The sequence below is a fragment of the Rhodococcus sp. IEGM 1366 genome (assembly GCF_033142425.1).
Lineage (GTDB): Bacteria > Actinomycetota > Actinomycetes > Mycobacteriales > Mycobacteriaceae > Rhodococcus_F > Rhodococcus_F globerula.
The window spans coordinates 55,505-77,092 of record NZ_JAWLRZ010000013.1; the positions used below are offsets into that span (position 1 = coordinate 55,505).

18 protein-coding genes are annotated in these 21,588 nt (G+C 62.1%); 12 read left to right on the plus strand and 6 right to left on the minus strand.

Annotated features, from left to right (window positions below; translation table 11 throughout):
• Positions 1-1,229 precede the first annotated feature (1,229 nt).
• Entirely contained in the window at positions 1,230-1,670 is a 441-nt protein-coding gene (locus tag R4P64_RS29655) for a cyclic-phosphate processing receiver domain-containing protein (RefSeq protein ID WP_317823753.1), read from the plus strand.
• A 663-nt stretch (positions 1,671-2,333) separates the two neighbouring features.
• On the opposite strand, the gene R4P64_RS29660 is transcribed toward R4P64_RS29655, so the two are convergent.
• The 4 genes from R4P64_RS29660 to R4P64_RS29675 all read right to left on the minus strand — a co-directional run bounded on the left by R4P64_RS29660 (position 2,334) and on the right by R4P64_RS29675 (position 5,818).
• Positions 2,334-2,603: a hypothetical protein gene (locus tag R4P64_RS29660; RefSeq protein ID WP_317823754.1), complete on the minus strand. Its 270-nt coding sequence runs from the start codon at positions 2,601-2,603 to the stop codon at positions 2,334-2,336.
• A gap of 4 nt (positions 2,604-2,607) precedes the next feature.
• Entirely contained in the window at positions 2,608-2,811 is a 204-nt protein-coding gene (locus tag R4P64_RS29665; protein WP_317823755.1) for a three-helix bundle dimerization domain-containing protein, read from the minus strand.
• A gap of 1,672 nt (positions 2,812-4,483) precedes the next feature.
• Positions 4,484-5,233 (minus strand): hypothetical protein, encoded by a 750-nt coding sequence (locus R4P64_RS29670; RefSeq protein ID WP_317823756.1) that lies wholly within the window; start codon positions 5,231-5,233, stop codon positions 4,484-4,486.
• A 57-nt stretch (positions 5,234-5,290) separates the two neighbouring features.
• Positions 5,291-5,818 carry a hypothetical protein gene (locus R4P64_RS29675; protein WP_317823757.1) on the minus strand — a complete coding sequence of 176 codons (528 nt, stop codon included), beginning with the start codon at positions 5,816-5,818 and terminating at the stop codon, positions 5,291-5,293.
• Between the two features lie 723 nt (positions 5,819-6,541).
• Here R4P64_RS29675 and R4P64_RS29680 point away from each other — a divergent pair.
• The 11 genes from R4P64_RS29680 (at position 6,542) to R4P64_RS29730 (ending at position 19,257) form a co-directional block, all read left to right on the plus strand.
• On the plus strand, positions 6,542-7,609 hold the full coding sequence (locus R4P64_RS29680) for an ABC transporter substrate-binding protein (protein WP_317823758.1): 1,068 nt from the start codon (positions 6,542-6,544) through the stop codon (positions 7,607-7,609).
• On the plus strand, positions 7,606-8,523 hold the full coding sequence (locus R4P64_RS29685) for an ABC transporter permease (RefSeq protein ID WP_317823760.1): 918 nt from the start codon (positions 7,606-7,608) through the stop codon (positions 8,521-8,523). Before R4P64_RS29680 ends, R4P64_RS29685 begins: the two co-directional genes overlap by 4 nt.
• A complete protein-coding gene (locus tag R4P64_RS29690) occupies positions 8,520-9,356 on the plus strand; it encodes an ABC transporter permease (protein ID WP_317823761.1) in 837 nt (278 codons plus the stop codon). Before R4P64_RS29685 ends, R4P64_RS29690 begins: the two co-directional genes overlap by 4 nt.
• A complete protein-coding gene (locus R4P64_RS29695; RefSeq protein WP_317823762.1) occupies positions 9,353-10,459 on the plus strand; it encodes an ABC transporter ATP-binding protein in 1,107 nt (368 codons plus the stop codon). The genes R4P64_RS29690 and R4P64_RS29695 overlap by 4 nt, the downstream gene beginning before the upstream one ends.
• Before the next feature lie 41 nt (positions 10,460-10,500).
• Positions 10,501-12,540: an acetate--CoA ligase family protein gene (locus R4P64_RS29700; protein ID WP_317823763.1), complete on the plus strand. Its 2,040-nt coding sequence runs from the start codon at positions 10,501-10,503 to the stop codon at positions 12,538-12,540.
• Positions 12,541-12,573: 33 nt separating this feature from the next.
• Positions 12,574-13,380: an SDR family oxidoreductase gene (locus tag R4P64_RS29705; RefSeq protein WP_317823764.1), complete on the plus strand. Its 807-nt coding sequence runs from the start codon at positions 12,574-12,576 to the stop codon at positions 13,378-13,380.
• Position 13,381: 1 nt separating this feature from the next.
• The gene (locus R4P64_RS29710; RefSeq protein WP_317823765.1) at positions 13,382-14,962 is read left to right on the plus strand and encodes a 5-guanidino-2-oxopentanoate decarboxylase; all 1,581 of its coding nucleotides are present in this window, start codon (positions 13,382-13,384) and stop codon (positions 14,960-14,962) included.
• Positions 14,959-16,371, plus strand: a complete 1,413-nt coding sequence (locus tag R4P64_RS29715) for an aldehyde dehydrogenase family protein (RefSeq protein WP_317823766.1) — start codon at positions 14,959-14,961, stop codon at positions 16,369-16,371. Before R4P64_RS29710 ends, R4P64_RS29715 begins: the two co-directional genes overlap by 4 nt.
• A gap of 94 nt (positions 16,372-16,465) precedes the next feature.
• Positions 16,466-17,620, plus strand: a complete 1,155-nt coding sequence (locus tag R4P64_RS29720) for an acyl-CoA dehydrogenase family protein (protein WP_317823767.1) — start codon at positions 16,466-16,468, stop codon at positions 17,618-17,620.
• 13 nt (positions 17,621-17,633) lie between these two features.
• A complete protein-coding gene (locus R4P64_RS29725; RefSeq protein WP_317823768.1) occupies positions 17,634-18,644 on the plus strand; it encodes a DMT family transporter in 1,011 nt (336 codons plus the stop codon).
• Positions 18,625-19,257, plus strand: a complete 633-nt coding sequence (locus R4P64_RS29730; protein WP_317823809.1) for a TetR/AcrR family transcriptional regulator — start codon at positions 18,625-18,627, stop codon at positions 19,255-19,257. Before R4P64_RS29725 ends, R4P64_RS29730 begins: the two co-directional genes overlap by 20 nt.
• 383 nt (positions 19,258-19,640) lie before the next feature.
• Here R4P64_RS29730 and R4P64_RS34080 read toward each other — a convergent pair whose 3' ends face one another.
• On the minus strand, positions 19,641-20,405 hold the full coding sequence (locus R4P64_RS34080; protein WP_411742726.1) for a DUF4236 domain-containing protein: 765 nt from the start codon (positions 20,403-20,405) through the stop codon (positions 19,641-19,643).
• A gap of 588 nt (positions 20,406-20,993) precedes the next feature.
• A complete protein-coding gene (locus R4P64_RS29735) occupies positions 20,994-21,521 on the minus strand; it encodes a hypothetical protein (RefSeq protein WP_317823769.1) in 528 nt (175 codons plus the stop codon).
• Positions 21,522-21,588 lie beyond the last annotated feature (67 nt).

The following is a 21,588-nucleotide window of genomic DNA, read 5'->3' on the forward strand; positions in this document are numbered from 1 at the left end:
GACGGATGTCGTCTTGAAGTTTTTCACCGTCGAATTCGCCGAACTCGTCGTCCATCGCGTGCACTCCTCATCAGTAGTTTTTTGCCAGACCTTTCCCCGCGCCCGGATCATCGACCATCGTCGTGATGTCCCCGAACTCTTGGTCCGACATCTGAGCCGGTTGTGGCCACTTTCCAGCGACAGTCTGTATGGTACCTATACATATTGTAAGGTACCTACGCACAGTGATCGAAGGTGACGGCAATGATGAACCTCAAAGCTCAGTTGGATACTTGTCAGTTTCTGCTGAACCGTGCCCAGCTCGCAGAGGATGACGACGCTATCCAGCGCCTTACGGAGCGTCGAGACACGTTGGTTAAGCAGCTAGCCAGCGTGAGAGGTCACCTTCACCTGGTGTAGGTACCTCAGCCGGGCCAGCGTAGTTGCGGCCCGGCTGCTCGCCGACGTGTCGTTGTGAGCGCACTACGCCGACGAGCCGTACGCACCGGACCCGACCGACGCGCAGTTCAAGAGGCACACCTCCGGCGAGGTGTCAGCCGGAAGGCGGGCCACGCGTGACAGTTCCTCGCCCCTGAGTATTGCCGCCACGACGATGATGTAATGGTTGGATCGATTCCGAATCTCGCGCAGAATCGCTCACGCGTGGCGGTTATTGGGTGAGCCTGCCTAGGTCTCGTTTCGATCACGACCAAGTGGGTACATGATTCGCAGGCCACGACGGCCGGGGTGAGCATGCGGCCTCGCAACCTTGCGGTTTAGGTTCGTGCCGGTTGAGCACACAGCCTACAGGAACCGATGTCGTTCGGGACTTCTTCCATTTCGGGGGGCACTTCGCTCGAAATGAACGACGCCCCCGCTCTCATCACTGAGAGCGGGGGCTTTCGTCGTCATCCGCGTTGAGCACACAACGTGGGGACCCTCGATCCGTGCCGGGCTGACCCCTCATGTCTGGCCTCGCATCTCCACCGTAGGCCTGTGCCCGCTGTCGTGTCAGGTTTCCGAACAAGACGATCCGACGAGATGGCAGCCGACTTGCATCTCGAGCGAGCCAGAATTGCCAATGTGTATTGCCCTGTGGCGCTTCGAATGTTGCTCACAGTAGTGCATTTGGTCCTCCGTCCAAGTGGACGTAATGCTCTCGAAGGTCGAGACTTAGATGTCTTGAGTCTGGCCATCCAGCCCAAAATTACTCACAGACACTGGGCTGACGAGACAAAAGGATTTATAGAATGAACCTTTGGGTCGACGACTCGCGATCCCCACCAGATGGATGGGCCTGGGCAAAGACGAGCGCAGGGGCTATCGACGCACTCTGTTTCGGCATGGTCGAACGACTCTCCCTTGATCGCGACCTGGACGGCGACGACGCCACACGCCTGGTCATTCGCTGGATGCACGAAAACAGGATGTGGCCGCAGGAGATTCGCGTACACAGCGCCGATCCGGTAGACGTCGAATGCCTTACCAGAATGATCGACCGATACCGCAAGTTACCCATCGAGAATTGCTCGATGTCCCGCCCCCGACGAATCGGGAACGGGACACGCCAGCTGGCACGTCAACATCCCGAGGGCGTCAACAGCCGTTGCTGGACGAATAGCCAAAGCAGCGTTCAGTCGCACTGCATTTCGTGCTTCTCTGTGGACGCGGTTCGACGGCGGACTCTTTGAGGTCTGCGTGGCTGGAAGTATGGCACGCGAAGAGCGCATGAAACGGACCAAGTGGCATGTTTACCCCCGATTTCACCCGCCCGAAATTGCTCCCATTCCCCGCCCTGGATCGTCAGGGGCTGGGCGTTTTGTGCGTTCGAGGTGGGCCCGCCGACGCGCGACCTGTGAACGCGGAGCGCCGGCGGGTGCGCATCGGTCCGACGCGATGCACTTTCCCCTGCATCCATCTCCTGCTGTGACCGCACGGAAGATGGATCATTCGCGGCTGGACCCGCTCGAGAACTCACCGCCGCAGGAAAGGCATAACCGAACCCGTCGAAAGCCAAACCAGAGAACAAGGCCCCAAACGTGCGATGAGGTTGGGGGCTTTGGCTCACTGTGCCCGCTCCCGAGCGTCGGGGCGAACAATCTGGATAATCTGCCGGCTGGGTAACCTGCAGGGCGGGATTTTACATCCAACCCGGCAGGCTGAAGCGCATCCGAACTGTCGGGGACAGATGCGCAGACCAGTAGTCCGCCGAAGGATCAGGGATGATCATTCCGGAGGACCAAAGTCATATTGCCCGAGCGGTGCTGCGCCATAGTTGCGAAGTGGCACATGTCACATTGCGGAACCTGAGGTGCTCGTCGGCATGGGCCCGCACCACTGTTTGGGGTCCGAGGCTATTCGTGAGGTGTGCGCCTGGATGGATCAATTCCAGGAAATCTGGCGTTGATGTTGTCAACCATCCTGTGCAGTTCGTACAGCTTCTCGCGGAGTGCATCTCTGTGCGTGACCCGCTCCCGGTACGTGAGGTGATGGCCAGCGCGCCACGCTGCCGTAGCAGCATCCTTCACCGCATCGGCTTCGGCGAGGACACCGTCGATTTCCGAATAAAGTGCGACGAGAAGAACCCGCGCTTGCGCGTAGTTCGGCGAATCTGGCGGATTCACCAACTCAGGTCGCGACTCGGGTCGTCAGCGTTTCGTTCGCTCGACGCTCGACCAGGAGTGGGACGAAATCGCGGATGTTCTTACCGGAAAAATGGCTGTACGCCTCGTCCACCGCGTCGTCGACAACCTCCCGAGTTGCGCCCGGAAACTTCACCGACAAACGACCCTTGATCAGGCCGATCTGACGTTCTTCTTCTGCGGGATTCATGCCCGTAATTGTGCTCCCGATGTCGTCGGCCGAACTGAAACAAAGAGTGAATTGCCGGTAAACGAGGGACGTCTTCTAGGTGTCAAATCCGTAAAAAGGTGTAGCACTAACTGCCACGTAATGAGCGTGTGCATTCTCTTTCAGACTTTCGCTGGGCTCCCTCGCAACTCATTTACGGGATGGCCACCGGCCTACTCAAAGGAAGAGCCCACCGGCGCATACGGTGCGCCGGTGAGCCATGCGCACCGAGCCAGTGAGCGGTTCAAGAGGCCCACCTCCGGGGAGGTGGCAACCGGAAGGCGGGCCATGCGTGACGGTTCCCCCGCCCCTGAGTGTTCCGCCACGACAGGTGTGTAGCCAGTGGAATCGAATCGGAAACCCCGGCTGGGAAGTTAACAGGCCGGGGGTTCCTCGAACGTCATCCGTGCCGAGCACACAACACGAAGACCCACTATCCACGTAGGGATTAGATCCCCTCGTACCGAATCCCTACTGCTCCACGGTAAGTCGTCATTCGTTGTCAGTCAGGATTCCGCGCACGTTAATTCGAACGAACAGTCTCATTGCCATCGCTTGCGGTGTGAAGCGACTACGGTGCCCCACTGTTGTGCGGCCCATGGCAGCGCGAGGCCCCCAATATCTTTCGGCGTTGGGGGCTTTCGGCGTTTCGGGGCTGCTTGCGTGTTGGTGCCCCGCCAGGCTGGGTGGGGCAGCTGGCGGGGACTGTGGTGGGTCGCCCCTCTCAATACCGACCTACGACCAACCATCGCCGAAAAAGCTACCCCAAACGTGTGGTGTGCGCCACTTACGTACCGGTAGCCACGAAATGCCCTCAACCTCCCGCGCGACTGTGGCTTTTGTCGTTTGGGCCCACCCGGATCCGAGCTGATCGTCATGAAGAAACCCGAGTTGATCTACACGCCGCCGCCGGCGAAAGACTGACAGCACTATGCGCCGCCCCGAGATCCGGGTGCGGGGCGTTTTGTGCGTTGCGGCGCAGGAAGTGCTCGCCGGCGCGGGAGGTGGACGTGTTGCGCCGGTGAGCCATACGCGCCGAGTCCGGACGATGCGTAGCCGTTTGGGGCCCACCTCCGGCGAGTGAGTGCCGGTAGGCGGACCGTGTGCGACGGACCCCACGCCCGAGAAAATCCCCGTCGCGCAAGGAAGGTAACCGGGAATCGGCGAACGTAAACATATTCAGTGCCCTGCCGAGCATGGCGCTGCGCGTTGGGGCGCGAGCAGCCGAGTGGGACTCGCCGACCAATGTGTGATCAGCAGGTCGGCAAGTCGTGGGCGCACCGAGAACCGAGGCGGAAAGCGGTGCCCCGCCGACGATCTGGGGGATGTCACGTCGGCAGGGCATACGCCACACCCGATTTTGGGAGTCGGGTGATGCCGCCACGCAGAATCTACGGGCCGGACGTTTCAGATACCAGTTTACGGCGGGTGGCAGATACTTGAGTATCGAACTATCCCCAATTCGTGCACAGCAGTCGGGGATAGCTTTCGCTGACTCGCAAGGTTCAGGTAGCCCGCCGGTTGGCATGTGAAGCCCCAACTAGGACGCGAGGACGGCGACGCTAATCAATGAAGCGGCCAGGATTAGGAGTTCGATTCCGACGAGGTCCGCTTAGCGTTCCCTCACCGATCCTCCGGCTCGTCACCGTCGACGTCATTCTCTATCCGACCCTGCCCGGGAATCTGTTTCTTCCGCGCTGTCCCACTCTTCGGAAGGATCGGCCTCCGCCGCGAGCAGGCGTTCGAGTTTCGTTTCCCGCCACGACTTCGACCCCGGCTCGCGGGACCAGTCCAACGCAGTCGTGTCTTCGTCGACGTCGATCTCCACCACAACACCGGCGCTGAGCGCAGCCCGCATCAGATCCTCAGCCCGCACATGATGATTGAGAACGTGAATCCGCACCGTCAGCGCTGGGACTTCGAGTTCTTCGCGGACCTTGCCCGCCAGGAACACCGCTTTGCCGGCTGCCGAGAGGTCCGCCGAATTCTGATCGCCTTCCTTGCGGATCTCGTCTTCCTCGTAAAACTCTCCATACCAGGCAACCAGCCCTTCCGGACCGCACACCGCGTACGAGGAGACCTCGTCATCGCCGGCGGCCCACTGCTCCACCATCGGGCGATCGGCGGCGTCTGCCTCGATCTGTGCGAGTCGCTGCCGCTGCGCGATCGAGCGCAGTTCGTCGTAGTCGATGTCGAGGCGCTTGTTCAGCTCTGTCTTGAATTTCGGGAACATCGACGCGGTCGCGAACTTGTGTTCCTTCGCCCACTCGTAGAGCTCGGAGTGTGTGGTCAACGCGGCTAATTCTTCCGCGCCTTCCTTGACTGTCTTACCGACTTCGTCCCACTGCGCGGAAGACGAGCTGGTGTTGCGGGACTTGGTGCTGCTGCGGCGACCTTGAACCATGATGAAAACTCCTTCTTAGGCAGATGAATTCGTTCGATTGACGGGCGAAAAGACCGTTCAGGTGAGCGGGGCGAGCTCGATCGGCGGGGACGTGGAGACAAAACCCTGCTCGATGACGACGGCCGCTTGCTTTTCCGACGCGGCGACGACATCGCGGATCTGTGGGTCCTCCCAGAAACCGGGAAGGTCGAGCATGACGGCTTTTTGTTGCGGCGAATCATCAGCGCCGTGCCTTCCTCGAGTTCGCGGTTGCGAGAGCTTGTTCGTGACGAAGAAAACTTCCGCTGCCAGTGTGGCCGCGAACGGTGCCACCGAGCCGATGCCACCTTCGGAGAGCACGTACATGGTGCCGGTGCCCTTTTCGACGAAGCCCACCACGTCGAACGAGTTCGCGGCAGGGCAGTCCACAGCCGCCAACAGTGCTGGCGAGGCCAGCGGTTCCATGACCGAGGTGAGCACCATCAGAATGCCCGACGTCGTCTTCTCGGACTTCGCGTCCAGGATCTCGGTGAGGGTTCGTGCCCATTCCGGATGGTGGTCGTCGAGGATCTCACGCGCTTCGATCGCCTCAGTGGATTCGCACACAGGATATCGTCCAATAAGATTCGGCGGTAATGCTTTTCGGGTCTGCTGCCGCGAACTGCGGTGTTGCCCGGAGCCGGCAGCAGCGATTGCGGGATCGCCCACCGTGCGTCGGTGACCGGCGACAGGTACATCCCTTCAACGGTGCCTGCGCGCCGCGTAGTGCGGACACTACGGGCACGGTGAGATGGGCGCCGATGGCATGGGTCGGTTCCTCGATTCGACTGCGGGCGTTGACCTCACCAACTCAACCCGGAACCCACTCCATGTACTGAGCACCGCAGACCCGTCGTCGTCGAGTTCTCAATCAGCCTCTTAGAACCCGAGACATTTCACCCGGCTATGTGCGCTGCGTGGGAGGAGGAGTACATCGCCGGTAGAGGGTCGGATGCAGACCAAGTTTCATCGAAGGGTTGCCGACCTCGCTGATGGCCAGCCGAGTGGCGGCTGGTGCGGGAGTGACTTTGAAGCATGACACCTAATTGGGCATGCTTCTGAACGCGTGAAGATCCTCGTTTCCTTCGCTCGGCACCGAGCGGATCCTGACACAGGAAGTACGCCGTCGCCTTCGACGGCACTTGAATTGAGTGGTGACGCTGGGGGATTGGATACCCGTCCTTCGTCCAGGCCCAGAGAACCGGGCGCAGGTCACTATTGACAGAAATAATGACATGCGCCACACTTTCCGTTAATAACTGGTCCGTCAATCAACTTAGGAGTCGAAACGTGACCTCAGCAAAAAGCAGAGTCGGCTTTGGCCTCGGCCTCGGGCTCGCAGTCCTGATGGCTGCGTCGGCCTGTGGCACCGAATCCAGCGATCCGTCGAAGACCCTCACCGTCACCATGTGGGGCGGTGCCGCCCAGCGGGTGCACCTTGAAAGCTACGTCAGTCCGTGGGCACAGGACAATGAGGTCACGATCCGCGAGGACTCGCCGACCGACTACGCGAAGATTGCAGCCCAAGTTCAGAGCGGCAACGTCACCTGGGGCGTCGTAGAGGTCGAGCCGAACTACGCCGAGACTGCTTGCGCGGCCGGTACCCTCACCCCGCTTACCGCCGAGGTGAAGGCCGCGGCGGTGGCGGCGAATATCGACCCGAGGTTCGTGAGTGACTGCGCTGTCCCGAACCTGTTGTACGCGTTCACCATTGCCTACAACACGAAGACCTTCTCCGACGTGCACCCGACCACATGGGCGGAATTCTTCGACACCGAGAAGTTTCCAGGCAAGCGAGGGTTCTGGAACTACGCCACCGGAGGAATGTTCGAGGCTGCGTTGCTGGCCGACGGTGTCGCCCCGGATCAGCTCTATCCGCTCGATATCGATCGGGCCTTCCGCAAGCTGGACACCATCAAGAATGACATCGTGTTCTATGACACCGGCGACGAGCAGGCACAATTGGTCGCCAGTGGTGAGGCGCCGCTGGTCCAGGCATGGAGCGGGCGCATCGACCAGGCTGCGCAGGAGGGACAGCCAATCGCCAACGAGTGGGGGCAGAATTTCATCTCCTATGACCAGGTCGCGATTCCCAAGGGATACCCGAACACCGAATTGGCGATGAGCTGGATGACCAATTTCCTCGGTGACGTCGAGGGCCAGGCCCGGGACGCCGAGCGCAGTCTGTTTGCTCCGGTCAACCCAGCGGCACTCGACAAGGTGCCGGCCGATGTGGCACGGAAACTCTCGACCTACCCGGCTAATATCTCGAAGTCCGCCGGCACCATCGACTACAGCTACTGGGCCGAGCACTACAACGAAGTCAGTGAACGTCTGAATTCGTGGGTGTTGTCGTGACCCAGCTGATCGACACGGCCGCTGAGCTGTCGTCGCCGAAGCCGGAGACACTCCCGGGCGGGCGCCGGAAGTGGCGCCCGCGGTTCGAATTCAACAGCTGGGCACTATTGCTGCTGCCGGTGGTCATCTTCCTGCTGGTGGTCTTCGTCCTCCCACTGGTGATGATGTTCTCGAAGAGCTTCACCGATCCTACTGTCGGCCTCGGGAACTACAGGGCCATCTGGGAGAACTCCCTCTACCTGAAGGTCCTGAAAAATACCTTCGTGGTTGCCATTTCGACGACGGTGTTGACAGTGCTCATCGCCTTCCCTTACGCCTACCTGATGACATTGGCGACCCCGTTCTGGCGCGCCGTGATGCTGATCGCGGTACTTGTGCCGTTCTGGACGAGCCTGCTGGTACGCAGCTTCGCGCTGGTGCTGGTCCTCCGAGACACCGGCGTGCTCAACGTCGGGCTGCAGTCGATTGGTTTGATTGACGAGCCGTTACCTCTTCTGCGTAACATGTCGGGTGTCCTGTTCGGGATGGTGCAGATCACGCTGCCGTTCGCGGTGCTCCCGCTGTACGCGACGATGCGCGGTATCGACCGACGGTTGCTGCAGGCGGCCGAAAGTCTGGGCGCCCGACCGTCTCTGGCGTTCTTTCGGGTCTTCGTTCCGTTGACGCTGCCCGGCCTGTTCGCTGGCGTCATCCTGGTGTTCATCCAGGCGCTCGGCTACTACATCACGCCCGCACTACTCGGCGGACCGCAGAACACCATGATCGGTGAGCTCATCGTCCAACAGGTCAGCACAGTCCTGCGTTTCGGCTTCGCGGCCGCGCTCGGTGCGGTCCTTCTGGTGAGCACCCTGGTGTTGCTGGGCATCGCCAGCCGGTTCGTGGACATGAAGAAGTATCTGATGGGGCAACCATGACTCGACTCCTCACCCGAGCAGGCCTGACGCTGCTCGTCACGCTCACCGTCGCCTACCTGATCCTCCCGGTTCTGGTGGTCATTCCGATGTCCTTCGCGGACAGTGCATTCCTGACCTTCCCTCCGGATGCTTTCTCCACCCGCTGGTACCAGCAACTGCTCGACGACCCGACGTGGCTCAACTCGGCCCTGGTCAGTCTCCGGGTGGCGGTGCTGTCCATGATCTGCGCCGTGACGCTCGGGGTACTGGCGGCGATGGGCCTGGTGCGGGGCAAGTACCCGTTCCGCGGACCGATCACCGCGCTGTTGTTGGCGCCGATCATCGTGCCGTACGTGATCGTCGGCCTCGCCGTCTACATCGTTTTCCTCGAGCTAGGGCTCACAGAAACGACACTCGGATTTGTTCTGGTTCACACGGCTTTGGCGGTACCGTACGTGACCATCAACGTGGCGGCGGGCCTGGCAGGATTCGACCGCGGTCTGGAGTTGGCATCCCAGAGCCTGGGCGCCGGACCGATCTCCACCTTCTTCCGCGTCACTTTTCCCAACATTGCGGCCAGCGTCTTCGCCGGCGCCTTGTTCGCCTTCATCACCTCGTGGGACGAAGTGGTCAGCGCGATCTTCCTGTCGGGGGCCCAGATGACGACTCTCCCGGTGCGAATCTGGTCTGGCGTGAAGGTTCAGGTGGACCCCACGGTCGCGGCCATCTCCGGACTGACGCTATTCGTCATCATCGCTTCCTTCGTGCTCTTTGGGGCAATGAAGTTGACCCGCAACATCATTCGCAAGTGGCGGTACCGCAATGCCGTCACCGTGATTGGAGCAAACTCGTGAGTATCATCTCCCTGACCACCCCGGGCGCAACGAACAAGCCTGGTGCTTCGATCACCGTCTCGGGTGTCAGTAAGACCTATGGCTCCACCACGGTGCTCGACAACCTGGATCTCGAGATCCGCGGCGGAGAGTTCCTGACGCTTCTCGGCGCCAGCGGTTCCGGTAAGTCGACGCTCCTCAACATCATCTCGGGATTCATCAAGCCGACCGCCGGCACCATCGAAGTCGGCGGGCGCCTGCTCAACAAGGTGCCGCCACACAAGCGTGGCTTCGGCGTCGTCTTCCAGAACTACTCGTTGTTCCCGCACATGAGCATCGCCGACAACGTCGCGTTCCCCTTGCGGCGGCACGGCTGGTCCAAAGCCGAGATCAAGCGCGGCGTCGCCGAGGCCCTCGCATTGGTGGAACTGGGTCATCTCGGCGCCCGTATGCCTTCGGAACTCTCCGGCGGTCAGCAGCAGCGTGTAGCCCTGGCCCGAGCCATCGTGTTCAAGCCGCCGGTATTGCTGATGGACGAACCGCTCGGTGCCCTGGACAAGTTGCTGCGTGAGCAGTTGCAGTTGGAGATTCGTCGACTGCACCAAGAACTGGGGATCACGTTCGTATTCGTCACCCACGATCAAGACGAAGCCCTGGCCATGTCGGACCGGATCGCCTTGTTGCGCAATGGTTCTATCGTGCAGGTGGGTAGCCCTGAGGAGCTCTACAAGCGACCGAACTGCCGGTATGCGGCGGAATTCATCGGTGCCTCGAATATTTTCAGTGGATTTGTCGATACGGCGGGCTTCGCCGAGCCGGGTACCGAGCATCGATTTCGGCTCGCAGTGGAGGTTCCGCGCGGCGAGACCAATGTGATGCTTCGGCCGGAACGGATCAGCGTGATCGGTACCGGTCAAACGATTCCCGTAGGCCACGACCGCATCGACGGCATCGTCGAAGACAACGTCTACTTCGGCAATTGCCGCCAGGTCCAGGTCCGGACCGCCGACGGGCGTCTCGTCATCGCACGAACCCCCGTGCCGCACACCGCCGACGCGGTTGTGCCCGGTGCCCCGGTGCACATGCACTGGAACGTCGAGGACCTCACGGTCCTCGACGTGTGAGCCCCACCGACCCGTAGCTAAAAGTCAGGAGTTTCAACACTATGGCGAACACCACGCCTGTCGTAGACGCCGGTCTGCGTGTCTTCACGGACCCGGTTTCGGTAGCGGTCGTCGGGGCCTCCGCCGATCCCGCCAAATGGGGGTATTGGCTTGCCCAGGGCGCGCTCAAGGGACGTGACCGACGCGACGTGTTCCTGCTCAACCGAGGCGGCGCGCCGATACTCGGTACTCGGAGCTACCGGACCCTGGCCGAGCTGCCGTCCGTGCCGGAACTGGTCGCACTGTGCGTGCCGCCGACCACGGTCGGCGCGGTGGTGGACGAGGCACTGGCGCTGGGAGTGCGCGGTTTCCTCGGTATCACTGCCGGAGTGCCCGAAGAGGCTGAGATCGGCACCCGCATCCGCGCCGCGGGTGCGCGCTTGGTCGGCATGAACAGCCTCGGTATCTTCGACGCGTCGACCGATCTGCAGCTCGCGTGGGGCGAGTTCACGCCGGGCGCCATCGCGATCGTCTCGCAGAGCGGTCAGCTGGGTTCGGAAGTCGCCGCGCTCGCCGCCCGCGCTGGGCTGGGCGTCTCCCGCTTCTTCTCCATCGGAAACCAGACTGATGTGGCGGCGGTGGAGCTACTCGACGATCTGGCCGGTGATCCATGCACCAAGGTAGTGGCGCTGTATCTGGAGAGCTTTGCCGGCGGCCCCGAGCTGATCGCGGCGATATCGCGACTGCGTGCGGCGGGCAAGCACACCATCTTGCTGACGGTTGGCGGCAGCGCGGCAAGCACCAGACTGGCCCGTTCGCACACCGGATCGATGACGTCGGCGCTGGATGTGGTCGATGCCGCGGCCCGGGCCGCTGGCGCCGTCAGGGTGCAGACACCCACGGAGATTGTGCAGGTAGCGCGGCTGCTGATGTCGACGGACCTGCCGGCCGGTGACCTGGTCGCCGTGGTCGGCGACAGTGGCGGTCAGACGGGCATCGCTGCCGACGTTGCGAGTATGTCCGAGTTGCAGGTGGCCGCCTTCTCCGAGGCGCTGTCGACCACGCTCGCGGATGTGCTCCCCGGCGGCGCGTCGTGCAGCAACCCGGTTGATCTGGCAGGGGCTGGCGAGCAGGACTTGGCAACATATGCCACGGTCGTCGAAAATCTGCTCGCTGCAGATGAGGTGGACTCGGTCCTCCTTACCGGTTACTTCGGCAGCTACGGCGTAGACACGCCGTCGCTGGCCACCCGCGAGGGCGAACTGGTCGAGCGGATGGCGGGCGCGGCGCGGGCGGCAGGCAAGCCGCTGTTGGTGCATTCGATGGTGGCGGAGGGGCCGGCGATCGATGCTATGTGGGAGCACGGGATCCCGGCCTACGCCAGCATTGAGGCCGCGATCAGTTCGCTGTCTGCCGTTACCCGGCTGCAGCGGTCGGGTCGTCAACTCGCAACCCCGGTTGTTGAAACCACTTCTATCGGTCCGGGTTACCTTGCAGCGCAGCAGTTTCTGCATCGTGCCGGTGTCCGGTTTCCCGTCGGTGCGCGGGTGCTGAGTGCGGAGGACATCGAGGGGATCGTCGCGCAACTTTCCGGACCGTTTGTCCTGAAGGCGGCATGGCTCGAACACAAGAGCGAAGTCGGCGGAGTCGCGGTGGGTCTGAAGGACCTTGCCGAGGTGCGAGCTGCCTTCGACGTGATGCACGCGAATCTGGGTGACGGTGAATACGTCCTCGAGGAGTTGGATCGGCGCCCCAATGTGGTCGAGATTTTGCTGGGTGTGCGCCGCGACCGCGACCTGGGGCCGGTGGTGGTAATCGGTGCTGGTGGCGTCGAGGCCGAGGTCTACCGCGACGTGGCAATCGAGATGGCGCCGGTGGATCGTGAGACTGCCGCGGCCATGATCGCCCGTCTGCAGTGCCATCCACTCCTGCTCGGCTGGCGGGGCAAGCCGGCCGTCGACATTGCAGGCCTGACCGACCTCGTCGTCGCAGTGTCGGAACTGGTGTCCGCGCATCCGGGCATAACGGAGATCGAACTCAATCCGCTACGTGTCGGTCCTGACGGGACCTTCGCGGTCGATGCGCTGATCATCGAGAAATGAAAGACCAAATCGCTTCTCAGACAAGGAAAATGAATGACTGCACCAGACATCCGCAATGAGTTCGCCGGCCGGGTCGCCGTGATCACCGGTGGCGGATCCGGCATCGGTCGGGCCATCGCAGTGCGCTACGCCGCCGCCGGTGGAACCGTCGTGGTCGTGGGCCGACGCGAGGAACCGCTGCTCGAAACCGTGCGATTGGCGGAAGCGGCCGGCGGTGAGGGTGAAGCGCTGACGTGCGACGTGCGCGATGCGATTGCCGTCGAGACGCTGATCGACGGTGTAGTCGAGCGCCACGGTCGCCTCGATGTCCTCGTCAACAACGCAGCGGGCAACTTCGTGGTGCCCGGCGAGAACCTCTCGGCCAATGGATGGAAAGCCGTCGTCGACATCGTGCTCAACGGCAGCTTCTACGGCACCCGTGCGGCAGCCAAGCACATGCTCGAGGCGGGCAACGGAGCCATCTTGAACACCATCGCCACCTATGCCTGGCACGGGCACCCGGGCACGGTCCACAGCGCCGCGGCCAAGGCCGGCGTCGTCGCGATGACCCGCACCCTCGCGGTCGAGTGGGCCTCACGCGGGGTCCGGCTCAACTGCATCGCCCCCGGCCCGACGGAGACGGAGGGTGCCGGCGCGGCGCTGTGGCCCGACGAATATGCGCGCGCCCGAGTGCTTTCCAGCGTCCCTGCTGGCCGCTTCACCACCCCCGAAGAGGTTGCGGAATCGGCCGCCTACCTGCTTTCGGATCGCGCCGCGTACGTCACCGGCGAGACCCTCGTGGTCGACGGCGGCCAGTGGCTCGGCAAGGCCATCTACACCGATCCGCAGAACGAGGGCTGACATGTCCACCAGGATGAACGGCGGCCAGGCACTGGTCGCTGCGCTTGAGGCGCACGGCATCCGAGTAGTCTTCGGTATCCCCGGCACCCACAACCTGCCAATCTATGGGGCGTTGGCCGGCTCGCAGATCACCCACGTACTGACCCGGCACGAACAGGGTGCTGGGTATGCGGCCGACGGCTACGCGCGGGCGACGGGGCAACCTGGGGTGGCCGTGACGACCTCCGGGCCGGCGATCCTGAACGCGGCGGCTGCTGCTGCACAGGCGTATTCGGATTCGATTCCGGTGCTGCTGATCTCGCCTGGGCTGCCGCTGCGGCACCCCGGTCACGGCAACGGCATCCTGCACGAGATCAAGGACCAGATCGGCGCACTCGATTCGATCGTGGGGCACAGCCAGCGGGTCACCAGTGTGGAGGAGATTCCACTCGCCGTGGCTCAGTGCTTCGCCGCGATGACTTCCGGTCGGCCCCGGCCGGCGTTCCTGGAGATCCCTCTGGACCTCCTGGACGAGGCGGCCGACGTGCGCATCCTCGGTCCGGTGACGCTGGCGCCGGTCGCCGCGGCGGAGGGTGATCTCGTCCGAGCTCGTACGCTGCTGGTCGCCGCGGACGCGCCACTGATTATCGCGGGCGGTGGATCATCTACCGCGGCAACGGAACTGCGAGAGCTTGCGGAACTGCTCGGCGCACCGGTTATCACCACCACCAACGGCAAGGGCGTTTTGCCGGAGAGTCACCCACTTGGTCTCGGGGCAGGTGTACATCTGCCGTCGGTGGCTGATTTGGTGAACGAATCCGACGTGGTGCTGGCTGTCGGTACGGAACTGGCGCCCTCAGACTTCTGGAACGGGCCACTGGACGCAGACGGCAAGTTGATTCGCGTAGATATCGACCCGACATCGTTGTACACCAACGCAATTCCGTCGGTGGCGTTGGTGGGTGATGCGTCGCTCACCGTGCGTGCACTGATGGAGGGTCTTGACAGGAGTCCCGCGGAGGAGCGGGCCGAGGGGTGGCGGACTAGGCTGCGTGTCGATTCGCGCAGCGAGGGCAAGAACTATCTCGGCATCGTCGAGGCCCTCGCGAAGGCTCTGGACGAGGACGCTATCCTCGCCGGCGACAGCACCATGGCTTGCTACTACGGGGCCATGGCGAACCTGCCGCTGCATCGCCCGCGTTCGTTTCTCTACCCGACCGGCGTCGGCACCCTCGGCTACGGGTTGCCTGCCGCGATCGGTGCCAAGGTTGCGGTGGGAGAGCGGCAGGTTGTTGCCATGCTCGGCGACGGCGGCATCATGTTCACGGTCGCCGAGTTGGCCGCGGCTTCGGAACTGCGGGTGCCACTGCCGATCATCGTGGTCGACAACGGCGGTTACGGCGAGATCCGCGACGAGATGGTCGGGCGCGCGGATCCTGTGCACGCGGTAGGCCTGGCACCGATCGACTTTCCGGCGCTGGCCCGATCGATGGGCTGCCTGGGCGTCGGACTCGACTCGGCGGAACAATTGACGGATGCGCTCACGAAAGCCTTTGCGGCGGACCGCCCCACTGTCATTCACATTCGAGAGGAGCGGACATGACCTGGATGCGTGACACCGTCCTGATCGACGGTCGTTGGCAGCGCTGTCCGGCCGTGACGGCAGTGGAGAACCCAGCCACGGGCGAGGTTGTCGGGCAGGCTGCCGCGGCCACTGTTGCAGACGTCGACGACGGCGTACGGGCCGCATATGCCGCGGGCGTGAACTGGGGCCGGACTACCGGCGAGCAGCGAGGCAAGGCACTGGGGGAGCTGGCCGAGGCGCTGCGGACCCGTCGCGACGAACTGGTCGCGGCAACGGTCGCGGAGGTCGGCGCGCCGATCGCGGTGGCCGAGGAGAGTCATGTGGACCTGGCTATCGAGATCATCGAATCCTTCGCCGCGATCGCCCGCGACACTCCGCTGATCGAGCGCGTCGGCAATTCGGTATTGCTGCGCCGGCCAGCCGGGGTGGTCGCGTGCATTACGCCCTGGAACTACCCGCTGTACCAGCTGGCAGCCAAGGTCGGGGCGGCACTCGCTGCGGGTTGCACCACGGTGCTCAAGCCGGCAGAGCTCACGCCAATCACCACCTACCTGTTCTGCGATGCGGTGCTTGAGACGAGTTTGCCTGCGGGCGTTGTGAATCTGGTCCCAGGGTCGGGCAGTGTGGTGGGTCCGGCGCTGACCGAGCATCCCGATGTTGCGGTGGTGTCCTTCACTGGATCCACAGTGGTGGGTCGTCAGGTTGGCCGGACTGCCGGCGAGCTGATCAAGCGAGCCTGCCTGGAACTGGGTGGTAAGTCTGCTTCGGTGATCCTGGAGGACGCGGATATCGCTGCGGCGGTTTTCGCCACCGTCGACTCGGCGATGCTCAACAGCGGGCAGACCTGTAGCGCCTGGACCCGGATGTTGGTGCCGCGCAGCCGATACGGCGAGGCGGTCCAGCTGGCGGCAACGCGTGCCAACGCGCTGGTGGTGGGCGATCCGACCGATCGCGGTACCGATTTGGGGCCGGTAGTCTCTCTGAAACAGCGGCTCTCGATACTTGCGGCTGTCAACGGCGCCGTAGACCGGGGCGCGACCATCGTCGCGGGTGGGCCCGATCCGTTGCCGGGTTTGGTCGGTCACTTCGTGCGGCCGACCGTCCTGTGCGGGGTCGAGCGGGGTGACCCGGTGACTACGGAGGAGATATTCGGTCCAGTTCTGGTGGTCGAGGCCTACGAGGACGTCGAGGACGCGATCGCCTTGGCCAACGGTACCGACTACGGGTTGGCAGGCGCGGTGTGGTCGGGCGACGTCGACCGGGCGTTGGACGTGGCCGGTCGACTGGAGACCGGGCAGGTGGACATCAACGGCGCGAAGTTCAACCCACTGGCACCGTTCGGTGGGTGGAAGCTCTCCGGCCTGGGGCGCGAACTCGGCACCGTCGGCATCGAGGAGTTTACAGAGTGGACGGCGGTTCAACTGTGATTCCTTGACTGCCAAGATTGCTCGCCGAAGAATTTACATTTCACCTTCCCGCATTCATAATTAACTGATCAATCAATTAAGAAAGGTAGTCGAGATGACCGCCATGTTCGAGCCCTGGACCCTTACCACCGAGCAGCGTGAGATCGTCAAGCTCTGCCGCGACTTCGCCGAAAAAGAGATCCGCCCCCGTGGTCGGGAAGTGGACGAGGCGGACGTAGTCACGCCGGTCGACATCTTTCAGAAGGCCGCGAAGGTTGGAATCACCGACTACATGATTCCCGAGGAATTCGGCGGTGGCGGCTTCACCGACGTCTTTACCCAGTGCCTCGTGCAGGAGGAGCTGTGCTGGGGCGACCCAGGCATCGGGAACTTGGTGTGCTCCAACGGATTTTTCTCCGATCCGCTGCTCGCACTCGGTACCGAGGAGCAGAAGGACAAATGGCTCCGCCCGCTCACCGGTACCTCACCGGTGATGACCGCGCTCGCCACCACCGAGCCGGGCTCGGGCTCGGACGCGGCGTCGATCATCACGTACGCCACCAAGGTCGACGGCGGCTACAGGATCAACGGCCAGAAGGCCTGGATCTCCAACGCTGGCGCGGCCGACCAGTACGTGGTGTTCGCCAAGACGGACCGTAACGAGCGCTCCAAGGGCGTCACTGCCTTCCTTGTGAAGAAGGACGCGCCGGGCCTGACCTGGGGCGAGCCGATGAAGAAGATGGGTCAGCGGGCGATCGTCTGCCGGGAACTGTTCTTCGACAACGTCTTTGTGCCCGAGGAAGACCGACTGGGCGACGAGGGGCAAGGTTTCTACGGACTGATGAAGACCTTCGACATCTCGCGCACCGTGCTCGGCGCCGCTGCGGTCGGCTCTGCTCGCGCCGCCTACGAGTTCGCGCTGGACTACGCACGCACCCGTACGCAGTTCGGCAAGCCGATCATCGAGCACCAGGCTGTCGCATTCCGGTTGGCGGACATGGCGAATCGTATCGAGTCGGCTCGACTTCTGGTGCTGCACGCGGCCCGCTCGATCGACGCCGGTTATGAATCCACCGGCGTGGCGGCGATGGCAAAGCTGACGGCATCGGAGATGGCTATGTTCGTCACGCATGCCGCGATCCAGACGCTCGGCGGATGGGGCTACTCGCGGGAGTTCCCCGTGGAACAGTGGATGCGGGACGTCAAGCTCGAGGAGATCGAGGAAGGCACCTCCGACATCATGCGCGTCGTGATCTCACGAAACCTCTGATTCTGTGCCGATCATGCCCAGACGCCCAGGCGCCGAGTTGAAGTCGGTCACCCCGCCGCACGTCGCCGTCGCTTGGGTGTGCGGAGTTGTGTCGGCGGTGGTCTATGGACTGACACCAACGGTGGCGATGCTCTCGTACGAGATGGGCCTGACGCCGACGATGTTGGTGGCGTTGCGAAGCCTCGTCGGTGCGGTGGTGATCCTTGTCTTTGCCTGGGCGAGCGGACGGATCCGGCACGTGCGCCGGCGGGCCTCACTCGGGCTGATGCTGTTGTGCGGCCCGCTGTTTGGGTTTCAGGTGCTTTGTTACTTCGCGGCTGTCCAGTCCACGGGTGCGCAGGTGTCAGTTGTGGTCGTGCATATCTACCCGGTGTTCGTTCTGTTCGTCGTGTGGCTCACCACTCGAAGGCGACCAAGTCCCGTCCTGATCGCGTTGTGTTTGGTAATGATCGCCGGTATTGGACTTGTAGGGTTAGCCGGCCCCGCCGACGTCAAACTTGCGGGTATCGGTCTGGCTGTGGCAAGCGCCGTGGGTTATGCGCTCTATCTGGTACTCGGCGAGCGTTGGGTCCGGGAGGTCGGTGTCGTGGTCTCGGGTGGACTCGTCATGGTCGGCGCAACGATAACCGCGAGCCTCGTCGCGGTTGCCACCACTGCGAACATGTCCTTCACCTGGACAGGCTGGGCGTCAGTCGTCCTTCAGGGTGCCGTCATGATCCCGATCGGTGTGGGCTGCGCCTTCTACGCGATACGCCGCTTGGGATCGGTCGCGCTGAGCCTCTTGGGTTTGCTGGAGCCGATCGTCGGGGTGTATGCCGCGCGAATGCTACTTGATGAGCAACTGCTGGCGCCGCAGTGGGTAGGAATGATCGCGATTCTGCTTGCCTGCGGCGTACTGCCGTGGGCGACAAGCACAAAACGACAGGCCGTTTCGTGCTTGCCAGCCGACGCGGCATCAAGGTCCGATACTGTACCGAAAGTGACTACAAGGAGCAGTGATCGCCATGGCACGGCCGAGCGTTGAGGTTGAACGGAGACAGCAGATCCTGCAAGCGACCTGTGAGAGCATCGCTACGCTAGGGTTTCGCGGCGTCCGTGTAGCCGACGTCGCTAAGGGCGCAGGGGTCAGCAGTGGCACCGTGCATTACTATTTCGAGTCCAAAGACGCACTTCTGCACGCGGCATTCGCATTCAACTTTGAGAACTCCCTACGGCGTCGTGATTGGATTCTGGACGCCAAGGAATCTCCGCGCGCACACCTGCACCACCTTGTTTCCTCGTATCTGCCGTCCGGGCCGGAAACGATAACAGCGTGGCGGGTATGGGTGGAATTATGGGCGGCGGCCCTCGGTAGCGCCGAGCTACAGGCGCTCAACGACTCTGTCTACGAGACCTGGCGCAACCTTGTGCGCGGGACGGTGGATGCGGCGCGCGAGGAGGGCACACTCAATGTCGACAACGATGAAGGGGACCTGACCGACATGCTGCTTGGCATGCTCGACGGACTGGCTATTCAAGCGCTGGTCGGATCCTCACACGTGACCCGCGAGCGGATGCTGGAAGTGTGCGATGCGTTCATCGACTCCATCATGGTTCCCAACGCAGAGCTTGTTGAGAACGCAAACCGGAACATGTGAGCTTGCCAATCTGATTCAGATCGGCACCTTAGGACAAATTGTGACGGTGGTGCCGTCATGGGTTTGCTCTTCGCGTGCTGGTGCTGAGCTCATACCCCGCTGGCGACTGGGGCTATGACCGTCTGGGTCGTCGCGGGGCATCGCAATCGACGCAAACCACGGACTCCGTTACAAGCATGACGCAGGTAAACGGTAGCTGGTGAAGATTGTCCTTGCTTAATCGTTGTCTGCCATCTTTTCGTTGAGCACAATCCGGTCACCATGTCTTGGTGGCGACGTCGTTGGATCCGATGAGTGCCTGGTTTGGGGAATCAAACTGGATATTCCTGCCTCGCAATGTGTTCGGAGCACTGCGGTCGGGATGACGGATCGAATCAGCAAGCTTACGCTGGGGAGACAATTCTGGTTCTTCCGCGTTGCATAAGTAATCGACTCGTGATGCCTCTGGTGGAAAGAAAACCGTGATGAACAGCGGTGAAAGCTCTCCTCCGCGCCATAACTCGTACTCGTGCTGGTCTCGCGCACAATAGGTTTCGAGTGTGGGGGAGTTGAAAAAGCACAGGTAGCGCCGGATGCGGCTGATCTTGACGAACACCTCGTCGAGAAATCATGTGTCGCTGGGGCGGGCAGTACCGCGGTGCAGGCCACGCACGAATTCGGGTCCGAACTTGGCGATCCATGTGTGGATCGTCTCGTGCGAGACGACGATGGGCGAGCATCGACTCCTCGACGTCGCGCAAGCTTAAGGTGATCCGGTAGTACGGCCACACGGAGTGCGCAATGATCTCCCGCGGGATAGCGGTGCCGCGCAGGCTGTCCGGGTCTGTTGCCCCGATCGTGGATTGATGCGAGAGCCCGGTACCGGGCACTGAGAGAGTGCGGCTAACGCGGCCGTTGGCGTGCTTGGTGATTCGGGCACCCTTTGCGCCTGCTGAGTATCCGATTGCGCTCCGGCTGCCGATGACGCGGGACCGGGGATTATTCGGATGCTTGTGCGAATCATGAAACCCATGATCGGCTCCTACCGTTCGAATCCGGTGGGGACTGGAGGATTCGACCAGCCGATGGGCGGAGGGCTCAGGAGCGGCTACGGAAGGCATGGCATTGTTTCTACCCGCTTCATGTCTTGCAGTGGACGATTCACGCATTCGATGCGGCGGTTAGTATTCGGGGACGCTGCGAGAGGAAATGCCGATTAGTGGGCGGTGGCGATGCGCGCGGTGGGCTCTGCCCTGTGGTCAAGAGATACTCACCGATACCAATTGTGAGTTGTGAACCTGATTTCGCGGTGGATCGCAAGGTCGGTCGGGCGTAGACCTTGAAGGAAGATCTTTTCGACGTCTTCCGTATCGAGCGTGTGAAGCATGCGCGGAAGACGTTGCAGCGGTGTATAAGATCGGCTGCGCGGGTGCAATAATCTGCGGATGATCGGGCCGGCCCGGCGGATACATGCTCATCTCGACGGCATCGTCGCCGCGATGAAGCTTGGTGTGCCGAACGGTTTGTTTGACGGTATCAATTCCAAGATTGGGTCATCAATGCTCTTGGCTACGAGAATCATTCGGCGGAGGCGTTGACTGCGATGGCCTATCTGATTTTGGTGGAATGTGCCCGAATCTGCCCACGGAAGCCTGTGGAACGACAAACGCGGTTGATGTGCGGACGATCCTGGCCTGTATGGCTCGTGTTGATACTCAAGGTGGATCAGTTTTGGAGAGACTGTGTAATTGCTTCTCTTACAAATTATTCCGAGTAATCACTTTTTCGAGAATGAGCATCGCGGTTGGTGTTGAGACGCTCAATTGAGAGTGCAATTCCAGGTCCATTCGATCGACGAGTTGGCGAACTACGTACAACTCGAAGCAACAGGGATCCAGTGGTATTTGCGAACCCATTCTCGTTGCAAGCATCACGCGCAGCACGTTTGCCTGCAGCGCGCATCGGCACTTCAGTACGTTGTCCCGCTCGGCGTGGCTGAGTAAGAAGATTGCAGCCTCGTTGATTGCCAGCACGAGGTCCGCGGTGGTGTCGGCGTCTATGCCGTGGTCACGGGCGAAGGTTGTGATGAACGCCCGCAGTGCCGTCGTCCTGAATGGTGCTGCGTGAGTCGATATTTTGATATTTGCCCGATAGACCATCCCCATGTTTCCAGCCCGGTGAAGAATCGTCGGGAATTGGTAGAGTTCGTCTTCGTCTTCGGGAACAGGTGGCGGTTGCGCATCTGGTCCCGAATGGGTCCATTGTCCTGGGTCTTCGAGATTCACGTTCAACTCCAATTCCCCGGGACACCAAGTGTTCTCGCGGCGGCTCTGCAGGTAGGTGAGGTATCTG